The 18,463-nt window shown below is 44.2% G+C and carries 16 protein-coding genes; 8 read left to right on the plus strand and 8 right to left on the minus strand.

Features of this window, described 5'->3' with window-relative positions; all coding sequences use genetic code 11:
- Positions 1–100 precede the first annotated feature (100 nt).
- Positions 101–2,902 (minus strand): hypothetical protein, encoded by a 2,802-nt coding sequence (locus ACTD55_RS09635; protein WP_438864117.1) that lies wholly within the window; start codon positions 2,900–2,902, stop codon positions 101–103.
- A gap of 98 nt (positions 2,903–3,000) precedes the next feature.
- The gene (locus ACTD55_RS09640; protein WP_438864118.1) at positions 3,001–3,798 is read right to left on the minus strand and encodes a 2OG-Fe(II) oxygenase; all 798 of its coding nucleotides are present in this window, start codon (positions 3,796–3,798) and stop codon (positions 3,001–3,003) included.
- 237 nt (positions 3,799–4,035) lie between these two features.
- Here ACTD55_RS09640 and ACTD55_RS09645 point away from each other — a divergent pair, with 237 nt between their 5' ends.
- Positions 4,036–5,772, plus strand: a complete 1,737-nt coding sequence (locus ACTD55_RS09645; RefSeq protein ID WP_438864119.1) for an ATP-binding protein — start codon at positions 4,036–4,038, stop codon at positions 5,770–5,772.
- A 94-nt stretch (positions 5,773–5,866) separates the two neighbouring features.
- A complete protein-coding gene (gene rdgC, locus ACTD55_RS09650; RefSeq protein ID WP_438864120.1) occupies positions 5,867–6,766 on the plus strand; it encodes a recombination-associated protein RdgC in 900 nt (299 codons plus the stop codon).
- A 102-nt stretch (positions 6,767–6,868) separates the two neighbouring features.
- Here the strand turns inward: rdgC and ACTD55_RS09655 are convergent, their stop codons facing one another.
- Complete coding sequence (locus ACTD55_RS09655) at positions 6,869–7,708, minus strand: HDOD domain-containing protein (RefSeq protein ID WP_438864121.1); 840 nt, start codon at positions 7,706–7,708, stop codon at positions 6,869–6,871.
- A 340-nt stretch (positions 7,709–8,048) separates the two neighbouring features.
- Here ACTD55_RS09655 and ACTD55_RS09660 point away from each other — a divergent pair, with 340 nt between their 5' ends.
- Positions 8,049–9,719, plus strand: coding sequence for a dipeptidyl-peptidase 3 family protein (locus ACTD55_RS09660; RefSeq protein WP_438864122.1), 1,671 nt, complete (start codon positions 8,049–8,051; stop codon positions 9,717–9,719).
- Between the two features lie 125 nt (positions 9,720–9,844).
- On the opposite strand, the gene ACTD55_RS09665 is transcribed toward ACTD55_RS09660, so the two are convergent.
- Genes ACTD55_RS09665 through folB form a run of 4 tightly spaced genes read right to left on the minus strand, consistent with a single transcriptional unit; the run spans position 9,845 to position 11,887 of the window.
- Positions 9,845–10,216, minus strand: a complete 372-nt coding sequence (locus tag ACTD55_RS09665; protein WP_438864123.1) for a histidine triad nucleotide-binding protein — start codon at positions 10,214–10,216, stop codon at positions 9,845–9,847.
- A 22-nt stretch (positions 10,217–10,238) separates the two neighbouring features.
- Positions 10,239–11,036 carry an undecaprenyl-diphosphate phosphatase gene (locus tag ACTD55_RS09670; protein ID WP_438864124.1) on the minus strand — a complete coding sequence of 266 codons (798 nt, stop codon included), beginning with the start codon at positions 11,034–11,036 and terminating at the stop codon, positions 10,239–10,241.
- Positions 11,033–11,533, minus strand: a complete 501-nt coding sequence (gene folK, locus ACTD55_RS09675) for a 2-amino-4-hydroxy-6-hydroxymethyldihydropteridine diphosphokinase (protein ID WP_438864125.1) — start codon at positions 11,531–11,533, stop codon at positions 11,033–11,035. Before folK ends, ACTD55_RS09670 begins: the two co-directional genes overlap by 4 nt.
- Positions 11,534–11,887 carry a dihydroneopterin aldolase gene (gene folB / locus ACTD55_RS09680; protein ID WP_438864126.1) on the minus strand — a complete coding sequence of 118 codons (354 nt, stop codon included), beginning with the start codon at positions 11,885–11,887 and terminating at the stop codon, positions 11,534–11,536.
- Between the two features lie 95 nt (positions 11,888–11,982).
- Between folB and plsY the strand changes: the two genes are divergently transcribed.
- Positions 11,983–12,585, plus strand: coding sequence for a glycerol-3-phosphate 1-O-acyltransferase PlsY (gene plsY, locus ACTD55_RS09685; RefSeq protein WP_438864127.1), 603 nt, complete (start codon positions 11,983–11,985; stop codon positions 12,583–12,585).
- Positions 12,586–12,618: 33 nt separating this feature from the next.
- Here the strand turns inward: plsY and tsaD are convergent, their stop codons facing one another.
- Positions 12,619–13,632, minus strand: a complete 1,014-nt coding sequence (gene tsaD / locus ACTD55_RS09690; RefSeq protein WP_438864128.1) for a tRNA (adenosine(37)-N6)-threonylcarbamoyltransferase complex transferase subunit TsaD — start codon at positions 13,630–13,632, stop codon at positions 12,619–12,621.
- Positions 13,633–13,892: 260 nt separating this feature from the next.
- Between tsaD and rpsU the strand changes: the two genes are divergently transcribed.
- From rpsU to rpoD, 4 genes are all read left to right on the plus strand, one after another.
- Positions 13,893–14,108, plus strand: coding sequence for a 30S ribosomal protein S21 (rpsU, locus tag ACTD55_RS09695; RefSeq protein ID WP_416305512.1), 216 nt, complete (start codon positions 13,893–13,895; stop codon positions 14,106–14,108).
- Positions 14,109–14,162: 54 nt separating this feature from the next.
- Positions 14,163–14,609, plus strand: a complete 447-nt coding sequence (locus ACTD55_RS09700) for a GatB/YqeY domain-containing protein (RefSeq protein WP_438864129.1) — start codon at positions 14,163–14,165, stop codon at positions 14,607–14,609.
- A gap of 111 nt (positions 14,610–14,720) precedes the next feature.
- The gene (dnaG, locus tag ACTD55_RS09705) at positions 14,721–16,523 is read left to right on the plus strand and encodes a DNA primase (RefSeq protein ID WP_438864130.1); all 1,803 of its coding nucleotides are present in this window, start codon (positions 14,721–14,723) and stop codon (positions 16,521–16,523) included.
- A 97-nt stretch (positions 16,524–16,620) separates the two neighbouring features.
- Entirely contained in the window at positions 16,621–18,462 is a 1,842-nt protein-coding gene (gene rpoD, locus ACTD55_RS09710) for an RNA polymerase sigma factor RpoD (RefSeq protein WP_438864131.1), read from the plus strand.
- Position 18,463 lies beyond the last annotated feature (1 nt).

Consider the following 18,463-nt stretch of genomic DNA (forward strand, 5'->3'; position numbering starts at 1 on the left):
CAACTCCACTAGCAACATAGGTTTTGGAATGTAGCTGTTACAGTTAAGGCGCCATACAGCGCCTTAACCATAACCTGTTGATTAAGGCCTTAACCTCAACTTAGTTATCCAAACCTATGGTTACCCATCCAGCAGTCCAGTCTGTGCTCTCATCCATTGCACCGATATAATCAACATCGTCAAAGAATGCATTTAACTGGGATGCATCACTACCTGCACCTAACAATACTGATCCGCTCGCTGGCATATAGCCATTCGCTGCCAGTCCTAACATATCAGCAGTCGTCACACTGTTGCCGGTTTGACCATTAAACCAGTCAGCCGTGCTGCCGGAACCGATGGTGTCGCTACCGAAGTTATTTGCTGCGTCACAAGCAACCACCGAGTGAGTAATGCTTAAAGAACCATCTTCAGCATGAGCAATAGACTCACTGCCATTGACCCGCAAACAGGATGCATAATCAGCAGGACCCGTAATCAGGAAGTTGGTTAATGTTCCGGCGGTACCTGCACGTAAACGTACTCCGTTACGACCACTGCCACCAAGAATGGTCACGTTGGCCAGTGTAGGATGAGTCTGTAAAGTCGCCGCGGCATCAAACTCACTGTTGTCGGCTTCAATGGCATTATCACCGGCATCATCAGATTGCTTGATCAACACGTATTGAGCATGACCTGTCCAGCCGAATGACCAGTCAAACGAATCATCTGCGTTATCAGTTAAAACAATATGTTTGACGTTAACGGTGCCACCGAAGAATTCAAACCCATCATCCAGATTCTGGTGTACCTGAATGTAATCAACCACCGTATTAGAACCTACACCGGCGAAGGAAATACCATTAAGTTCGTCACCGTTACCAAGAGTTTTACCCGCATGTTTAACGACAACATAGTTGAGTATTCCGGAGTTATCTTCAGGATTATTACCCCCAAATTGTCCTGCATCACCTTCTGCGGCAACACCACAATTTTCCAGTTCGGCAGCGGTAGTCTCACCCACTTGGTCTCCACAGGAGTTAGCTGGTGCATTACCCAGTAACACTAAACCACCCCATTGACCTTCCGCCGTTTCTTCACCAGTAATATCCTGTACTGACGTCATCACGATAGGAGACTGGGCAGAACCGTATGCAGCAATTTTGGAGCCACGGCGAACCACCAGGAAGTCGTCACCATCTTCACCAAAAATGGTGGTGCCATTTTCGATATATAAGGTTGCATTGTTTTCGTTGTCATTACCCACTGCGGTACGACCTTTAATTAACCAATACGCATCATTGGTTAAGGTCACATCATCGGTAAAAGTGGTATCGGCAAACAATTTGTAAACCGGTTTGTCAGTTAACTGCGGGAAATCAGTAGATACATTCAACGCTTTACCTTGAGCAAAGGCATTTTTGACATCAACCGGTAACACCCCTTTAATCGATGACGTCCAACCATTCATCCAGTTGTTGCTACCATCAAATGCGCCAATGTAATCCGTTGCTTGGAAGAATCCATCCAGCGCAGAGGCGTCAAACCCATTACCCAATAAAGGCGAATTCGCTTCCGGCATATAACCGTTAGCGCCTACCATTAACTTGTTGGCAGTCATCACGCTGTTGCCATCTTGGCCAGCGAACCAGTCAGCGGTATTGCCGGTTCCAATTGCGTCAGAACCGAAGTTATTTGCATCGGCACAAGCAACAACCGAGTTAGTAATAGACAGAGAACCATCTTCAGCATGGGCAGCAGATTCAGCACCATTAACCCGTAAACAGTCCTTATAATCAGCAGGTCCGGTGACCACTACATTTTTCAAGGTACCCGCTGTACCTGCGCGCAAACGAATACCTTTGGCGCCATTCGCACCAACTATCGTTACGTTAGATAAGGTCGGCATGGTTTGCGGAGTCGCCGCTGCATCGAATTCACTATTATCGGCTTCAATGGCGTTATCACCACGCACATCGGTTTGCTGGATATACACATATTGAGCATGACCTGTCCAACCGAATGACCAGTCAAATGCGTCATCGCCTACTTCAGATAACACCACATGGCTGACGTTAACGGTGCCGCCGAAAAACTCGATACCGTCATCCAGATTCTGATGGACTTGAATATAATCAACGGTGGTACCGGAACCCACACCGGCAAAAGAAATACCATTTAACTCGTCACCATTACCCAGTGATTTACCAGCATTTTTAACCACGACATATTTAAGTGTACCTGAGCTATCTTCTGGGTTATTACCACCGAATTGACCGGCATCGCCTTCGGCAGCCACACCACAATTATCCAGTTCAGCTTGAGTAGTTTCACCAATTTGATCACCACAAGAGTTGGCAGGTGCATTACCCAGCAAGACTAAACCACCCCATTGACCAATATCCGTTTCCTGACCGGTTACATCTTGCACCGACGTCATTACGATGGGCGCGTCTGCCGTGCCTTGAGCATTGATAGTGGAACCACGACGAACCACCAGGAAATCATCACCGCCTTCACCAAAAATAGTCGTACCGGCTTCGATGGTTAATTCAGCACCATCAACATTGTCATTGCCCACAGCAGTGCGGCCTTTTAGTACCCAATAAGCATCGTTAGTCAGGGTAATATCAGAGGTAAAAGTCGTATCGCTGGCAATTAGATAAACCGGCTTGTCGGTAATTTGTGGATAAGAAGAAGAAACATCGGTCGCCAAACCTTCAGTGAAAGGCGTCGCCGTCGTAGGAGTTGGCGTAGGGGTTGGCGTTGGAGTCGGTGTGGGGGTTGGAGTCGGTGTCGGGGCTGGATTGGTAACACTATTATCGATATCCCCTTCATTAATGACGATATCACCGCCACCACAACCTGCTAATGTCAGTGCAATTGCAATCGCAGACACTTTGAAACTATTTGCTAAGACCATTTGGTTCTCCCAGTTGATGTTTTTATCAAAATAAAACTGCGAGGAGAGTATCTAAGTGGAATGACACTTTTGTTACAGCCCACCACTGTCACAAAAGTTTAATGTTGACAGGCTGTGATTAGAGCGTCCCTGTCACGAAACCATTTGGTAATGATGGTTTTTTCCCCGTCTGTTACAGGATGAGATTGATGCAATGTCATCTCGTTTGGGGTGCCGTCAAGTTTAAGATTGTTCCAGATTAACGCCGTGCCGGTTTGCGGTTTAAATTTGTGACCCAAAAGCGGAAATTCAGTTGCTCCACCTTCACATGACTGATTCAGGTAGATCATAAACGTCCAGCTACGTTGTCCTAATACTTTGGCGTGCTGTTGGTATTCGTCTGTGCCCGGTTCAAAGTAATCGGTATGTGCCTTAAATTGCTGGCCGATAGCATAGTGCTGAGCTTGCATGATTTCATGTTCACCTATGCCCAAGCCTAAACACTGAATAATCCTGTTTTCCAACAGCTTAATCTGTGGATCCTCAAGGATGGACAAATCACAAGTAGAAGAGGTCCGAAACCCGTCGGCTCCTGATGTCACCGACGTTTCAGATACACGTAAACGGGATTTGGCCAGCGTAACAACCTGTTGGCATTCTGACTCACTCAAAAATCCGTCCAACTTAATCAACTGTGCTTGCTGTTGTTCTACAAAATCAGCATTCAACTGTGCTAGCTGGTTCAATAATTCAGGTTGCCCAAGCCGTTGATAAAATTGATTATCCCGTACCATTTTATTGCCAATGACCAGATTATTGCCCAGCGCGTTTTGGCATGCTTCAAAGGTAAACCCATGCTCCAGAAGAATATCCAGCAAGGCATTGGCATCACTGCCTTTTAATAAATTGTTTAGCACCCATGCTTTCCATCTAGCCGGTAAACTTGCCATATCTGATTAGACTCACGGTAGTTAAAATAGTGAATGACAACACAAAATCATGACGACTATATGACAGCTTTATAGGGCATTTAAACCTTTGAAATATGTCCAATTGCGTCGATAAAGTAACTAGTTTGCCAAGCCCCTTGTTTAGCTGGCAATTTGAAATTATCCTATAGCCTACTGCAGCAGTTAAAAAAACATGGATAACGGATGACTAAGGTCAAAACTGCATTATCGAAGAAGCTTTTGACACGCGTATTGTCGGTTTACTTCCTGCTAACTTTTATAGTCACAATAGGGCAGGTATTTACTGAATATCTGAATGCCAAAAGCCATATTCAGGATGAATTGCAAACCCTAAAAAATACCTTCGGTAGTTCATTAACCCGAGCGATATGGGAACTCAATTACCCTCAGGCGGTTGCTTCAGCGCAAGGTTTAATGGAATTGCCGATTGTTGAAGGTGTACAGATCCGTGATGAAAGCGGCAAAGTAATAGCTGATCTTGGTTTAACGACAGTACAGCAAGAAAAACTCGCCAGTAATGGTCAATTCTACGATCACGACAATGGTACCTTCAGTTACAGCTTTCCTCTGATTTTTGAATTTTCCGGCCGAACATCGCGGGTCGGAGACGTATCGCTATATTCCAGTTTTGACATTATCGTCAGTCGTATTGAAGTGGGATTGTTCTTTTTAGTGGGTAATTCCATCGTTAAAACTGCGTTTTTAATTTTTCTGTTCCTGCATGCGTTCAGGAAAATGCTCACCGACCCATTACAGGAATTAACTCAACAGATAAGTCAGTTTGATTTAAATCATTTAGAAAGCTCAAAAATCAATATTGATTCAAAAGAAGATAACGAACTATTGCTGTTGCAGCGTTCATTTAATAATTTGATTGATGATCTCATTCACTCACAAGACAAATTAAATGAAGCTCAGGCAGAATTGCGCGATGCCAACAAGCGTCTGGATGAGCAAAACCTGACACTAGAGCAGGAAGTGGCCAAGAAGACCGCCTCACTTAGTCAAATTATGCTCGATCTTGAACGTCAGAAAGATGAGCTGTTAACCAACCAACGGGAACTACGTCAGGAAATTACTGAAAAAAGTAAAATTGCCGCAGAACTGCGTAAATCCCATGATGAATTAGCCACGTCGATGGAAAATTTAAATGCTGCCAAAGACCAGTTGGTAGAATCAGAACGCATGGCGTCCTTAGGCGGTCTGGTCGCGGGCATTGCTCATGATGTCAATACGCCGCTAGGTATCGGCGTAACTGCTGCCAGCTTTTTACAGGAACGTTTAAAGAATCTGCAAGCGGCCTATGAATCAAAATCACTTAGTACCAAGGCAATGAACTCTTTCATTGTCGAATCACAGCAGACCACCACGCTGTTGATGAGTAATCTAAATCGCGCATCATCGCTAATTGCCAGCTTTAAGCAGGTTGCAGTAGATCAAACCAGCGAAGTAGAACGCCTGATCAATATCAAGCAATATCTTAAAGAAGTGATTCAATCGCTGGCGCCTACCTTGAAAAAAACCCAGCATCAGATCAATGTGGACTGCCCGGAAGATTTGGACATATTTTGTGCACCGGGAATAGTAGCGCAAATATTTACCAACATGATCATGAATTCGGTATTACATGGGTTTGATAATATCGAAGCAGGTCAAATTGACATCAATGTCAGTCAATCTGCCAAGAAAGTCGTGATCAACTACCGTGATAACGGTAAAGGCATGGAGCCGGACGTATTAAACCAACATTTTGATGCCTTTTTCACGACAACAAGAGGTAAAGGTGGTAGCGGACTTGGCACGCATATCATGTATAATTTGGTCACTCAGGCGCTCAAAGGCAATATTAAAGCCACTAGCTCGCCTGGAAAGGGACTCAGCTATAAGATTTCATTCCCCTTGCGCAACAGCGAAAAATAGCAACTCATACAATTCAATTGATACCAATACTCTCGGCAGTTAGTTGACCTTACTGTCGGGGTTAGATTTACTCAAAAAAACGGGACAACGCATAATGTGGTTTAAAAACCTGAAGTTTTATCAAATAACCCAACCTATTGAACTCGATGATCAGCTATTGCAAGACAAGCTGTCAGAATTTGTTTTTCGCCCCTGTGGCTCTCAGGAACAAGCAACCCAAGGCTGGAGTGTGCCGTTACGCCAAGGTGATGCATTAAGTCATACTGCGGCGGGCAATATTTTATTAAGTTTGAAAAAACAGGAACGCCTGTTGCCAGCTTCGGTGATTAACGCCAAATTAGCCGACAAAGTCACTCAAATTGAAGCCGATACCGGTGCCCCCGTTGGTAAAAAAGCGCAACAAGATTTAAAGCAGGAAATCATCCACAGCCTGCTCCCTCAAGCGTTTACCAAAGACAGCTATACCCAAGGTTTTATCTCCATTAAAGATAATCTGGTGGTAATTGATGCGGCCAGCGATGGTAAGGCAGAATTTTTTCTGGCTCATTTACGCAAGGCCATTGGCTCATTGCCGGTTGTACCGTTAGCTCGGCACAGTCTGTCGGCAGAATTAACCAGCTGGCTGACAGAGCCATTACCTACTGGCATCGTATTGTTGGAGGAAGCCGAGTTACGTCAGCCTGAAGATGAAGGTGGAATTGTCCGTTGCAAAAATCAGGATCTAGGCTCTGAAGAGATCCAGTCTCATCTTGAAGCAGGTAAATTGGTGGTCAAACTGGCGGTCGAGTGGGATGAAACATTAACTGCGATTATTCAGGACGACCTCACCATCAAACGTCTGAAATTCTGTGATGTCATACGTGAACAAAATGAAGACATCCCCAAAGATGAAATGCTGGCTCGCATGGACGCTGATTTCAGTTTAATGTCCGCAGAAGCAGTACGTTTTGCCAATGCACTACGGACAATATTTGCCTTGGAGCAAGATCAATAGTTAACGTCTGTTACCGACAACACAGCGTGACTCTGTGTCCATAACGACAAAAGCCCGTTTGATAAAAATCAAACGGGCTTTTTGGTTTAGCTTAATTTAGCACTATTTAAATATAGCCTTAGCATCATCTCGAATTTCTTTAAACTCTTCAGAATCAAGAATATTCAGATCTTGCACAATACCTTTACGCTGACATAAGTTCATTACCGTATCTTTGTGACTGGAAATCGCACCGGATAACACCGCTCCGATACGAACAAAGTCGATAAAGGATATTTTATCAGTTTGATATTTCAGGCTGCGCCAGTTTTCAGTAATTTGTACCATTTCTTCACTGAATCCCCACTCGCGCATAATGGTCGCTCCCAAACGACCAGCCAGCTTTTGAATCGCAACATTCAAAAAGGTGGGATTAGCGAATACATCCTGATGCCGCTCTGCTTCACTTAAAATGGGCAAAACACCAATATTATGCACTAATGCAGCAAGGGTTAAGGAATCCACATTTAGCGGTTTACTATTACTATTGTGCTTAATATACATTTGATATACCGCCATCGCATTGGCGGTAACATCAACAGTTCTATCCCACAATTTAGCTAGGTAATCACTCACAATGGGGTTTTTAGAGACAAATAATTGTTCCATCGCCAATGCGGTCGCAATATTTTTAATTTGGCGTAAACCAATACGAGTTACCGCCTGATGCAAGTTTTCAACTTTGACCGTTCGACCAAGATAAGCACTATTGGCAATTTTCATCATTCGGGCGCTTAAAGCCGGATCCTGTCCTATCACATCACCCATTTTGTTTAAGTTTACCGCAGGATCATCTGCCGCTTTTCTTACTTTTAATGCAATAGCCGGTAACGTTGGCAACACTAGAGTATCGTTATTGATTTTTTCAACAAGAATCGTTAATAACGCATTTTCAGTAGACATGTTGTGCAAATCCCCTTCCTAATTTTTTAAGGCACGCGAGGACGTGTTGATTTTTCATATTGGCCAACGAGGGTAAATATGACAAAGCAACACGTCCTAATTTTTATTCATTATGTAACCAATTTTACGCGCTGACAGCAGACACTATAAGCTATAGGGCTTACCCTACCATAGAAGCTTGTTATAAATGCGCTTCTGATGCAATCTAATTTTTTATTATAATCGTTCAATCAATGGACTTGGGTCATTTTTCCAAATTAGTTAAACTGGTTGCATAATAGTTATCACTGTTATGCTTACAACTTACTTTATAACAATAAATAATTTACTGGATACTTTTATGACACCTTGCAAACTTGCCCTAAGTGCAGCCTTGCTAATTTTAGCCGGCTGTAGTCAACCCGATTCGAAAACGACAAGTGTAGCCGCTGAGAACAGCAGCACAAATTATAATCTGGTGGATAACATGCAATCCCGACTGGATATCTATCATCCAGTTAAATTGGAAGCCGATTTATCTGCCTATTCCACAAATCAAAAAGCCATGCTCGGTTTACTGATCGATGCCGCACAAGTTATGGATGATCTATTCTGGAAACAAGCTTTTGCGCAAGATAAAACCGAGTTCTTAGCTCACATTAGCAATCCCGATGCACGTCATTTTGCCGAGATTAATTATGGTCCCTGGGATCGACTGGCCGCCGACAAGCCATTTTTAACCGGTTTTAGCGAAAAACCAGCCGGCGCGGCATTTTATCCCCAAGACATGACCAAAGCAGAGTTTGAACAGGCAGACATTGCCGACAAGCACGGTTTGTATTCGGTTATCAAACGCAATAAGAACGGTGATTTGGTTAGTATTCCCTATTCCCACCTGTACGAAGCCGAGTTGAGTAAAGCGGCTGATTTATTACGTCAAGCCGCCAAATTGGCCGATAATGACAGTTTCGCCAATTATCTAAATTTGCGTGCCGATGCCTTGCAAGATGATCAATATCAGGCGTCCGATTTTGCCTGGATGGATATGAAAACCAATCCAATCGAATTGGTAATTGGTCCGATTGAGACATACGAAGATCAACTCTATGGTTATCGTGCAGCTTACGAGGCGTACGTATTACTCAAAGATCAAGCATGGAGTGAAAAACTGGCCAAATTTGCCGCTTATTTACCGGAATTACAAAAAGGTCTACCGGTTGAACCCCAATATAAAGCCGAAATGCCTGGCACTGACGCTGATTTAAATGCTTATGACGTAATCTATTATGGGGGGCATTCCAATTCTGGTGGTAAAACGATTGCCATTAACTTGCCCAATGATGAACAGGTTCAATTGCAAAAAGGCACTCGTCGATTACAACTGAAAAACGCCATGCGCGCCAAGTTTGACACTATTCTACAGCCCATCGCGGAAATATTAATAACACCAGAGCAGCGCCAACATATTACTTTCGATGCCTTTTTTGCCAATACCATGTTTCATGAAGTGGCCCATGGTCTGGGGATTAAAAATACATTAGATGGCTCCGGTACCGTCAGACAGGCACTCAAAGAATATGCCTCGGCTCTGGAAGAAGGCAAAGCCGATATTTTAGGCCTGTACATGGTAACGCAATTACTCCAAAAGGGAGCCATTACCACCGGAGTACTGGAAGATTACTACGTTACCTTTATGACCAGCATTTTCCGTTCCGTGCGCTTTGGTGCCAGCGATGCTCATGGTGTCGCTAATATGATCAGGTTTAATTTCTTTAATCAATATGGCGCCTTCAGCCGCGATGAAAACGGCCTGTATCGTATTCACATGGATAAAATGGGCGAAGCAGTTGACGCCCTGTCCCGATTAATTCTGACCTTACAAGGCAATGGAGACTATCAGGGTGTGGCTAAATTGGTTACCGAAAAAGGTATTATCAAACCGCAACTGGCTGATGATTTGGCTAAACTGGGCAAAGCTAAAATTCCAGTGGATGTTACCTTTATTCAAGGTAAGCAAGTATTGGGGCTGTAAACAACATGCATCAGGCACCGAGCTGGGGGGGTGCATCAATCCCTTTAGAAGTGAGCTCTATGCCCTGTCTTTGTTAACTAAATAAAAATCCCGACTAAGATGTCGGGATTTTTTATTGGCGCATATTATTCAGCGCGTTTAATCCGCTCTTGGTAAGGGGGCCAGCCTAAGGGTTTACCCGCCAACAAATGCAAGTGCAGATGATAGACCGTTTGTCCCCCATCATCGTTACAGTTCATCACCACCCGGTAGCCATCAGCGGCAAAGCCTTTCTGGGCGGCAATTTTAGCGGCAACCACAAATAAATGACCTACCAATTCACGATCCGCTTCATCAATATCATTAATAGTCGCGATCGGTTTTTTAGGGATAATCAATAAATGTACCGGGGCTTGCGGGTTAACATCGGTGAAAGCCAACGCCAGCTCATCCTCGTATTGAATATCTGCAGGAATTTCCCGGTTAATAATTTTGCTGAAAATGGTTTCTTGAGTCATCACATTGCTCCAGATTTAGCCGTTACATAAAAACAAAAATAAGTAATACCGCGCCTAGAATCAGTCGGTAAATCACAAATGGCAACATACCAATACGTGAGATCCAACTGAGAAATAGCGCAATACACAAGTACGCACTAACAAATGACAATAACACCCCGTAAAGCATGGCTTGCCAGTCGATTGGCGACGAGGTTTGGGCTAATTCCAGTGAAATCAGCAATCCCGCCCCCAAAATAGTCGGAATAGATAATAAGAATGAGAAACGGGCGGCACTTTCTCTATCCATGCCGGCCATCAACCCCGCAGTCATGGTAATTCCTGAACGAGAGGTACCGGGGATCAGCGCTAAAGCCTGCATCAAGCCCACAAAAATAGCGCTTTTCCAGGTTAATTGATAAATGTTCTTGTGCTGGGTAGCACGATAGTCGGCATAGCCAAGTAACAATCCGAAGATAATAGTAGTACTAGCCACAACTAATGCTGAACGGGCATAGTTTTCGACAAAATCCTTCAATAAAAAACCGGCAATGACAGCCGGAATAGTGGCGACGATCACCCACCATGCCAGTTTACTATCATCGGTGACTTTTCCATTTAAAGAACCAAACCATGCCAGCAACATACGACGAATATCGTCACGAAAATAAATAATAACTGCCAGTAAACTACCAATGTGAATAGCCACATCAAAGGCTAATCCTTGATTCTGCCAACCTAACAAAACCGACGGCAATATAAGATGACCTGAGCTGGAAATGGGTAAAAACTCGGTCACGCCCTGAATCAATGCCAATACAATTATTTCAATTAACGTCATACTGATTTACTCGTCCATTTAAATTCAATCGGCCACAAATTTTGCTGTTTCTTGTCATATTGTTGCCATAGCGTGGCATAGCTTTTGTTCTCTAGGGGATGAATAACTTCGGCAGCAATTTCGGCCAAAGGTAACAACACAAAAGCATTAAATAATATCTCATTCCGGGGCAGCTGGACCGGCTGTTCACAAACCAAGTCGTCGTATAACAACAAATCCAGATCCAGTGTGCGGGGAGCAAACTTTTTATCTCCTCGCACCCGACCATTATCATCTTCGATTTGTTTGAGCAGTTGTACGACGTTCTCAGCCGACATCGGGGTTGTGGCCGCAGCCACTAAATTTAGAAAATGACTGCCCGCAAAACCAACCGCTTCGCTTTCATAAACGGTGGATATCCGCAGATCAGAAAAGTGCTTATCAAGGGCATCTAATCCGGCGTTGATATGCTGATGACGCTCAATATTACTTCCCAGACTAATGTAGATTTGCGCCATTTAGGGTTTTGTCCTTGTTAATACCACCGCCACATTGCGGGCATCAGGTAAAATTTCTGGTTTACTCAGTTTTAATTCAATTTTCTGACAATCAAACTGACTAAAAATTTGTTTAATCATTGCGCCGGCCAGTGCTTCAAGTAATTCAAACTTACTGTTACTTGCCACTTGCTTAACCGCCTCGGCGATATTGGCATAATCCAATGTATCGGTCACTAAATCCGATTGACTGGCAGGGGTTAAATCGACCCATATTTGTAAATCAACCAGTAATGGTGTTTGTGCGGTTCGTTCCCAATCATAAACGCCAATTAAGGATGTAACCTGTAAACCTTCAATAATTATTCTGTCCACCCCAGACTCCGTCTAATTTATGGCTGAGTTTTGTGCAATTTTCAGGTATGTTACCCAAATCGTGCAAGTGTACCTTCTTTTAATAACAGGTTGAAATGACAGCGCAATTTATATTGATGGTGGCGATAGGTTATCTGGCGGGATCAATTTCCAGTGCGGTGTTGATCTGTCAACTGTTCAGATTACCCGATCCCAGACAATATGGTTCGGGTAATCCCGGCACCACTAACGTACTGCGCTTAGGCGGTAGAATTCCAGCATTACTCACCTTGGTCATGGATGTGTTAAAAGGCACCATTCCGGTCTGGACGGGCTATTTTTTAAAGCTTGATCCCATTTTGTTGGGCTTTATAGGTATTGCAGCCTGTCTTGGTCATATATTTCCGCTGTATTTCGGCTTTAAAGGCGGCAAAGCGGTTGCCACTGCGCTAGGAGCCATGTTACCCATTGGTCTGGATTTATCCGGTTTATTAATTGGTACCTGGTTTGTGACGGTGTTTATTACCGGTTATTCGTCATTGTCTGCCATTATTACCGTTTCGCTGGCTCCGTTATTTACCTGGTTTATCAAACCCCAGTACACCATTCCAGTAGCAATGCTGTCACTTCTTATTATTATCCGTCACAAAGACAATATAAAACGTTTGTGGAAAGGTGAAGAAGGTAAAATCTGGGATAAAGGCAAAACCAACGAATAAATCCTAAGTGTTGCCAGATTAGTCCAACGGGGATTATATCGCTGAGAGGCTATCCAACGACCAGCGCGGCTTGGCTTTAGCACTCAATTCTGTTGACTGTCCTGCTTTAAGACGCTGCAAACCGGCAAACGCGATCATCGCACCATTATCAGTACAGAACTCCAAACGAGGATAAAACACCTGACCACCAATCTTAGCTGTCATTTTTTCCAATTTTTCCCTCAATGAGGTATTGGCACTCACTCCACCAGCAATAACCAAACGTTTAAGTCCGGTTTGTTCCAATGCACGACGGCACTTGATTGCCAAGGTATCGACGACAGCTTCTTGAAACGCATAAGCGATATCGGCTTTGGCCTGCTCACTATTATCCGCGGCTCGAATGGTATTTGCTGCAAAGGTTTTTAATCCACTAAAGCTGAAGTCCAGCCCAGGTCTGTCGGTCATGGGACGAGGAAATCGGTATATTCCAGCACGTCCCTGCGTGGCCATTTTGGCTAAAAGAGGGCCTCCGGGATAATCCAGTCCGAGTAATTTAGCGGTTTTATCAAACGCTTCTCCAGCGGCATCATCAACGGACTCACCCAGAATTTGATACTGACCTATTCCCTGTACTTCAACCAGCATACTGTGCCCTCCGGACACCAATAATGCCACAAAGGGAAATTCAGGGGCCTGCTCTTCCAGCAGTGGTGCCAATAAATGCCCTTCCATGTGATGTACCCCAATCGCAGGAACATCCCATGCATATGCCAGACTGCGCCCCACCGACGCACCAACCAGCAACGCCCCGACTAATCCTGGTCCTTGGGTAAAGGCAATACCGTCAATATCAGCTGCGTTTGATTGGGCATCTTGCAACGCTTGTTTGATTAACGGCACTATTTTACGTACATGATCACGAGATGCTAATTCAGGTACCACGCCACCATAATCGGCATGCAATTTAACCTGACTGTAAAGTTGATGAGCCAATAACCCACGTTGATCATCATAAATGGCGATGCCAGTTTCATCACAGGATGTCTCGATCCCTAATACACGCATAATAGAATTCAGTCTTTAGTAATAAATTTAAGGGGCGTAGTTTACCTATTCAATTAGCATTTCTCTATTGATTAGATGGCGAAAATCACCCACTTAATCGACTATTTTCCAAAATAAGCAGGGTTATCGTCAGTTTTTAATGACGTTTGGCTTTACAATGGCTGTCGATATGATTAGAATTCCGCACCATTTTTAACCATGACGTACAAAATATGGCGTCTGGAAATAAAGCATTTGACTATATTTGAGGTGAGATTTTAATGCCAATCGTTAAAGTAAGAGAAAACGAACCATTTGACGTAGCCCTGCGTCGTTTTAAGCGTTCATGTGAAAAAGCCGGTGTATTATCTGAAGTTCGTCGTCGCGAATTTTTTGAAAAGCCGACTTGGGAACGTAAGCGTAAAAAAGCAGCGGCTAAAAAGCGTCATATGAAAAAGTTAGCTCGCGAGAACGCACGTCGTATCAGATTGTACTAATCTCCACTATCTCACAACGGAGCCATTTGGCTCCTTTGTTTGTCAGGTTATTCCATGAGTTTGATTGAACAGCTAAAAGAAGCCCAAAAAGATGCTATGCGCGCTAAAGACAAGTTGCGTTTAGGTACTATTCGTATGGCGTTGGCACAGGTCAAGCAAATTGAAGTTGATGAACGTCGCGACGTTACTGATAGTGATGCATTAAGTCTGTTAACTAAAATGGTTAAACAGCGTAAAGATGCCGCTAGCCAGTTCGAACAAGCCGGACGGGATGATTTAATGACAGTCGAACTGGCTGAAATTGACATCTTGACTTCATTTTTGCCTCAACCTCTAACGGCAGAAGAAATTGACTCTTTGCTTGAACAGGCTGTTGCCGACACTCAGGCTGCTGGTATGCAGGACATGGGCAAAGTAATGGGTTGGTTGAAACCTAAAGTAACGGGTCGTGCCGACATGGGTAAATTAAGCGGATTGATTAAAGCTCGCTTAACAGCTTGATTCTGTTATAAAAATCTAACAAGCCGCGTCTTCAGCTTGAAGCCGCGGCTTGTTTTGTTTTACATTAGCTAAACCTATTTTTTATTTACCTTGGATGGCTTTAACTGACTTATGGCTGGACGAATTCCCCGCGATTTTATTGACGACTTAATTGCCCGTAGCGATATCGTTGAAATCGTTGATAGTCGTGTTCGATTAAAGAAAGCCGGTAAAAATCATCAGGCCTGTTGCCCTTTTCATAGCGAAAAAAGCCCTTCTTTCACCGTCAGCCAGGATAAACAGTTTTATCATTGTTTTGGTTGTGGTGCCCACGGCAACGTTATCTCTTTTCTCATGGAACATGACCGACTGGAATTTCCCGAAGCGGTTGAAGAGCTCGCCCGCTATCATGGTGTTGACGTTCCTCGGGAAGAAGGTTCCGCACCGGCATTTACGGCCGAGCAAAAACAGCAACGTGAAGATGATTACGAATTACTCGAAAAAGTCGCCCGTTTTTTTGCCCATCAACTCAAACATCATCAACAAGGCAGTAAAGCCGTCGAGTATTTAAAAGGACGAGGCTTGAGTGGCGACGTAGTAAAAGCGTTTGGGATTGGCTATGCCCCGCCAGAGTGGGATGCCGCACTGGGCGCTTTTGGCCGGACTCCACAGGCACAACAACAACTGGTTGATCTGGCCATTGTCAGTCAAAATGACAGTGGCCGACGGTTTGATTTTTTTCGTGACAGGATTATGTTTCCCATTCGGGATAAACGTGGTCGAGTCATCGGTTTTGGTGGTCGGGTACTGGAAAAGGACGATGGGCCTAAATACCTTAACTCACCGGAAACTCGTGTATTTCACAAAGGCAACGAGTTATATGGCTTGTACCAAGTTAAACAGGCTCATCGCAGTCTGGAACGTACGCTAATCGTTGAAGGTTATATGGATGTTGTCGCGCTGGCACAATACGGTATTGATTATGCGGTAGCATCTCTGGGTACGGCCACGACTCCGGAACATATACAGTCCTTATTTCGCACCGCCCCCCAGTTAGTTTGCTGTTATGACGGTGATCGTGCAGGCCGGGAAGCAGCTTGGCGCGCATTACAAAATGCCCTGCCCCATCTAAAAGACGGGGTAGAAATGAAATTCCTGTTTTTACCTGACGGTGAAGATCCGGATACGTTAGTGCGCCAAATAGGAAAAGACGCCTTTGAGCAAAAAATTGCTCAGGAAGCGATGCCATTATCACAATTTTTATTCGACCATTTGCTGAAAACTCATCACATTACCAGTGATGAAGGCAAAGCCGCGCTAATAACGGAAACCGAACAATTATTGCAGCAAGTGCAAGGTGACAATCAGCGCATGTTATTGCAAGAAAGGCTGCGCAAACTGGTCGGGCAAAACAGTTATAAAATGGATCTGCAGCGCGATATGCAAATAGCCAATCAGCGCAAAGGCAAAGATTCAGGGGCGGATCACACCCCACTTAAAAATCAGTTATCACCCGTACGTACCATGATTAAACTGTTATTGGAACAACCCGCCCTTGCCAGCGAATGTGCCAATGTTAACCCGTCGTTGCTGCAACAGGATCTCCTTCCCGGCTTGCCCATGTTGTCAGAATTGCATCAATATTGTGCCACTCATCCTGGCAAAAATAGTGGTCAGGTTCTTGAATACTTCAGAGATCATCCCCATGGTAGAGCTCTGGCTAAATTATTAATCGATAACAACGCCAGTGATGACGACGCGATTACTAATTTATTTGAACAACGCAAAGCCGAAGTCTTTCGAGATAGCTTTGCCAAATTGATTGACTTACAAATTAACAGTCGGATGGAAGAGCTACTGGCCAAGTCCACTATTAGCCCTCTGGATGAAGCAGAAAAACAGGAACTTAAAGCACTTTTAAGTGAACAAAATTAGTCCTGACTATGGATGAAAGTTACACATATCTGCTATACTGGCGAATTCGCCCCGTCCTTTTAAATCGTATTACATTTTAACTACTGGAAGTCTTTATATGGTGTCAAACAAGCAGTCTCAGATAAAACTCCTGATCGCCAAAGGGAAAGAGCAGGGTTACCTGACTTTTGCCGAGGTGAATGATCACCTTCCACAGGACATCGTTGATTCAGATCAAATCGAAGATATCGTTCGTATGATCAACGACATGGGCATAAAAGTTTTCGAAAATGCCCCTGATGCTGACGAACTGTTAATGCAAGAAAGTGCCGCAGATGAAGATGCAGCCGAAGCTGCTGCGCAGGCACTGGCAACAGTAGAAAGCGAGATTGGCCGTACGACCGATCCGGTGCGTATGTACATGCGTGAAATGGGCACAGTAGAGCTGTTAACCCGTGAAGGCGAAATTGTTATCGCCAAACGTATTGAAGAAGGCATCAATGAAGTCCAGTGTTCAGTAGCTGAATATCCGGAAGCGATTACTTATTTGCTTGATCAATGGGACTTGTACGAAGCAGAAGAAATTCGACTCAGCGATATTGTGATAGGTTTCATCGATCCGAATGCAGAAGATGATATTGCTCCTACCGCGACCCATGTTGGTTCTGAATTATCCAAAGAAGAATTGGAAGATGAAGACGATGATGGTGACGATGATGACGATGCCGAAGACGAAGAAGATACAGGACTGGATCCGGAGTTAGCCCGTGAAAAATTCAATGCGTTACGGGAGCAATATAATAAAACCCGTGATGCCATTGCGACTAAAGGTCGTAGCCATGCCAGCGCCAAAAAAGAAATCGCCGGCCTGAGTGATGTATTTAAAGAATTCCGTTTAGTACCGAAGCAATTTGATCGTATGGTCAAAAACATGCGTAGCATGATGAATCGGGTTCGAGTGCAAGAGCGTTTGGTACTTAAGCACTGTGTCGTGCAAGCTAAAATGCCGAAGAAAGAATTTATGAAAGCCTTTGCTGGCAATGAAACCAGCACAGACTGGATTGAAAAGATTTTTGCGTCCAACAAACCTTATGTTGAAGCCTTAGCTGAATATCGTGAAGAGTTGGAACGCAGTGTAAGTAAACTGAACCATGTTGAAGAAGAAACCGGCCTTAGCATTGTTGATATTAAAGATATTAACCGCCGCATGTCGATTGGTGAAGCCAAGGCACGTCGCGCCAAAAAGGAAATGGTGGAAGCCAACTTGCGTCTGGTTATCTCTATCGCCAAGAAATATACCAACCGTGGTTTGCAATTCCTCGATTTGATTCAGGAAGGCAACATCGGTCTGATGAAAGCAGTAGACAAGTTTGAATACCGTCGTGGATACAAATTCTCTACCTATGCTACATGGTGGATCCGTCAGGCAATTACTCGTTCTATTGCCGATCAGGCTCGTACTATTCGTATTCCGGTACACATGATCGAGACCATCAACAAACTGAACCGTATTAGCCGTCAGATGTTGCAGGAAATGGGTCGTGAGCCAACACCGGAAGAATTGTCAGAACGTATGGTGATGCCGGAAGACAAGATCCGTAAAGTCTTAAAAATTGCCAAAGAGCCAATCTCGATGGAAACCCCAATCGGTGATGACGAAGATTCGCATTTAGGTGACTTTATCGAAGATAGCACCATTATACAGCCGCTGGATTCAGCGACTTCAGGTAACCTTAAGGGAGCAACGCAGGAAGTGCTGGCAGGTTTGACCGCGCGTGAAGCCAAGGTACTGAGAATGCGTTTTGGTATCGATATGAACACCGACCATACCTTGGAAGAAGTAGGTAAACAGTTCGATGTTACCCGTGAACGTATTCGTCAAATAGAAGCGAAAGCATTGCGTAAGTTACGCCATCCTAGCCGCTCTGAGCAGCTTCGCAGCTTCCTGGATGATCAATAAG

The organism is Neptunicella sp. (assembly GCF_048268085.1).
GTDB lineage: Bacteria > Pseudomonadota > Gammaproteobacteria > Enterobacterales > Alteromonadaceae > Neptunicella.

Coding starts and splice junctions, on each gene's coding strand:
- ACTD55_RS09635 (WP_438864117.1), bottom strand. CDS start 2,902: ATGGTCTTAGCAAATAGTTTCAAAGTGTCTGCGATTGCAATTGCACTG.
- ACTD55_RS09645 (WP_438864119.1), top strand. CDS start 4,036: ATGACTAAGGTCAAAACTGCATTATCGAAGAAGCTTTTGACACGCGTA.
- rdgC (WP_438864120.1), top strand. CDS start 5,867: ATGTGGTTTAAAAACCTGAAGTTTTATCAAATAACCCAACCTATTGAA.
- ACTD55_RS09655 (WP_438864121.1), bottom strand. CDS start 7,708: ATGTCTACTGAAAATGCGTTATTAACGATTCTTGTTGAAAAAATCAAT.
- ACTD55_RS09660 (WP_438864122.1), top strand. CDS start 8,049: ATGACACCTTGCAAACTTGCCCTAAGTGCAGCCTTGCTAATTTTAGCC.
- ACTD55_RS09665 (WP_438864123.1), bottom strand. CDS start 10,216: ATGACTCAAGAAACCATTTTCAGCAAAATTATTAACCGGGAAATTCCT.
- ACTD55_RS09670 (WP_438864124.1), bottom strand. CDS start 11,036: ATGACGTTAATTGAAATAATTGTATTGGCATTGATTCAGGGCGTGACC.
- folK (WP_438864125.1), bottom strand. CDS start 11,533: ATGGCGCAAATCTACATTAGTCTGGGAAGTAATATTGAGCGTCATCAG.
- plsY (WP_438864127.1), top strand. CDS start 11,983: ATGACAGCGCAATTTATATTGATGGTGGCGATAGGTTATCTGGCGGGA.
- tsaD (WP_438864128.1), bottom strand. CDS start 13,632: ATGCGTGTATTAGGGATCGAGACATCCTGTGATGAAACTGGCATCGCC.
- rpsU (WP_416305512.1), top strand. CDS start 13,893: ATGCCAATCGTTAAAGTAAGAGAAAACGAACCATTTGACGTAGCCCTG.
- ACTD55_RS09700 (WP_438864129.1), top strand. CDS start 14,163: ATGAGTTTGATTGAACAGCTAAAAGAAGCCCAAAAAGATGCTATGCGC.
- dnaG (WP_438864130.1), top strand. CDS start 14,721: ATGGCTGGACGAATTCCCCGCGATTTTATTGACGACTTAATTGCCCGT.
- rpoD (WP_438864131.1), top strand. CDS start 16,621: ATGGTGTCAAACAAGCAGTCTCAGATAAAACTCCTGATCGCCAAAGGG.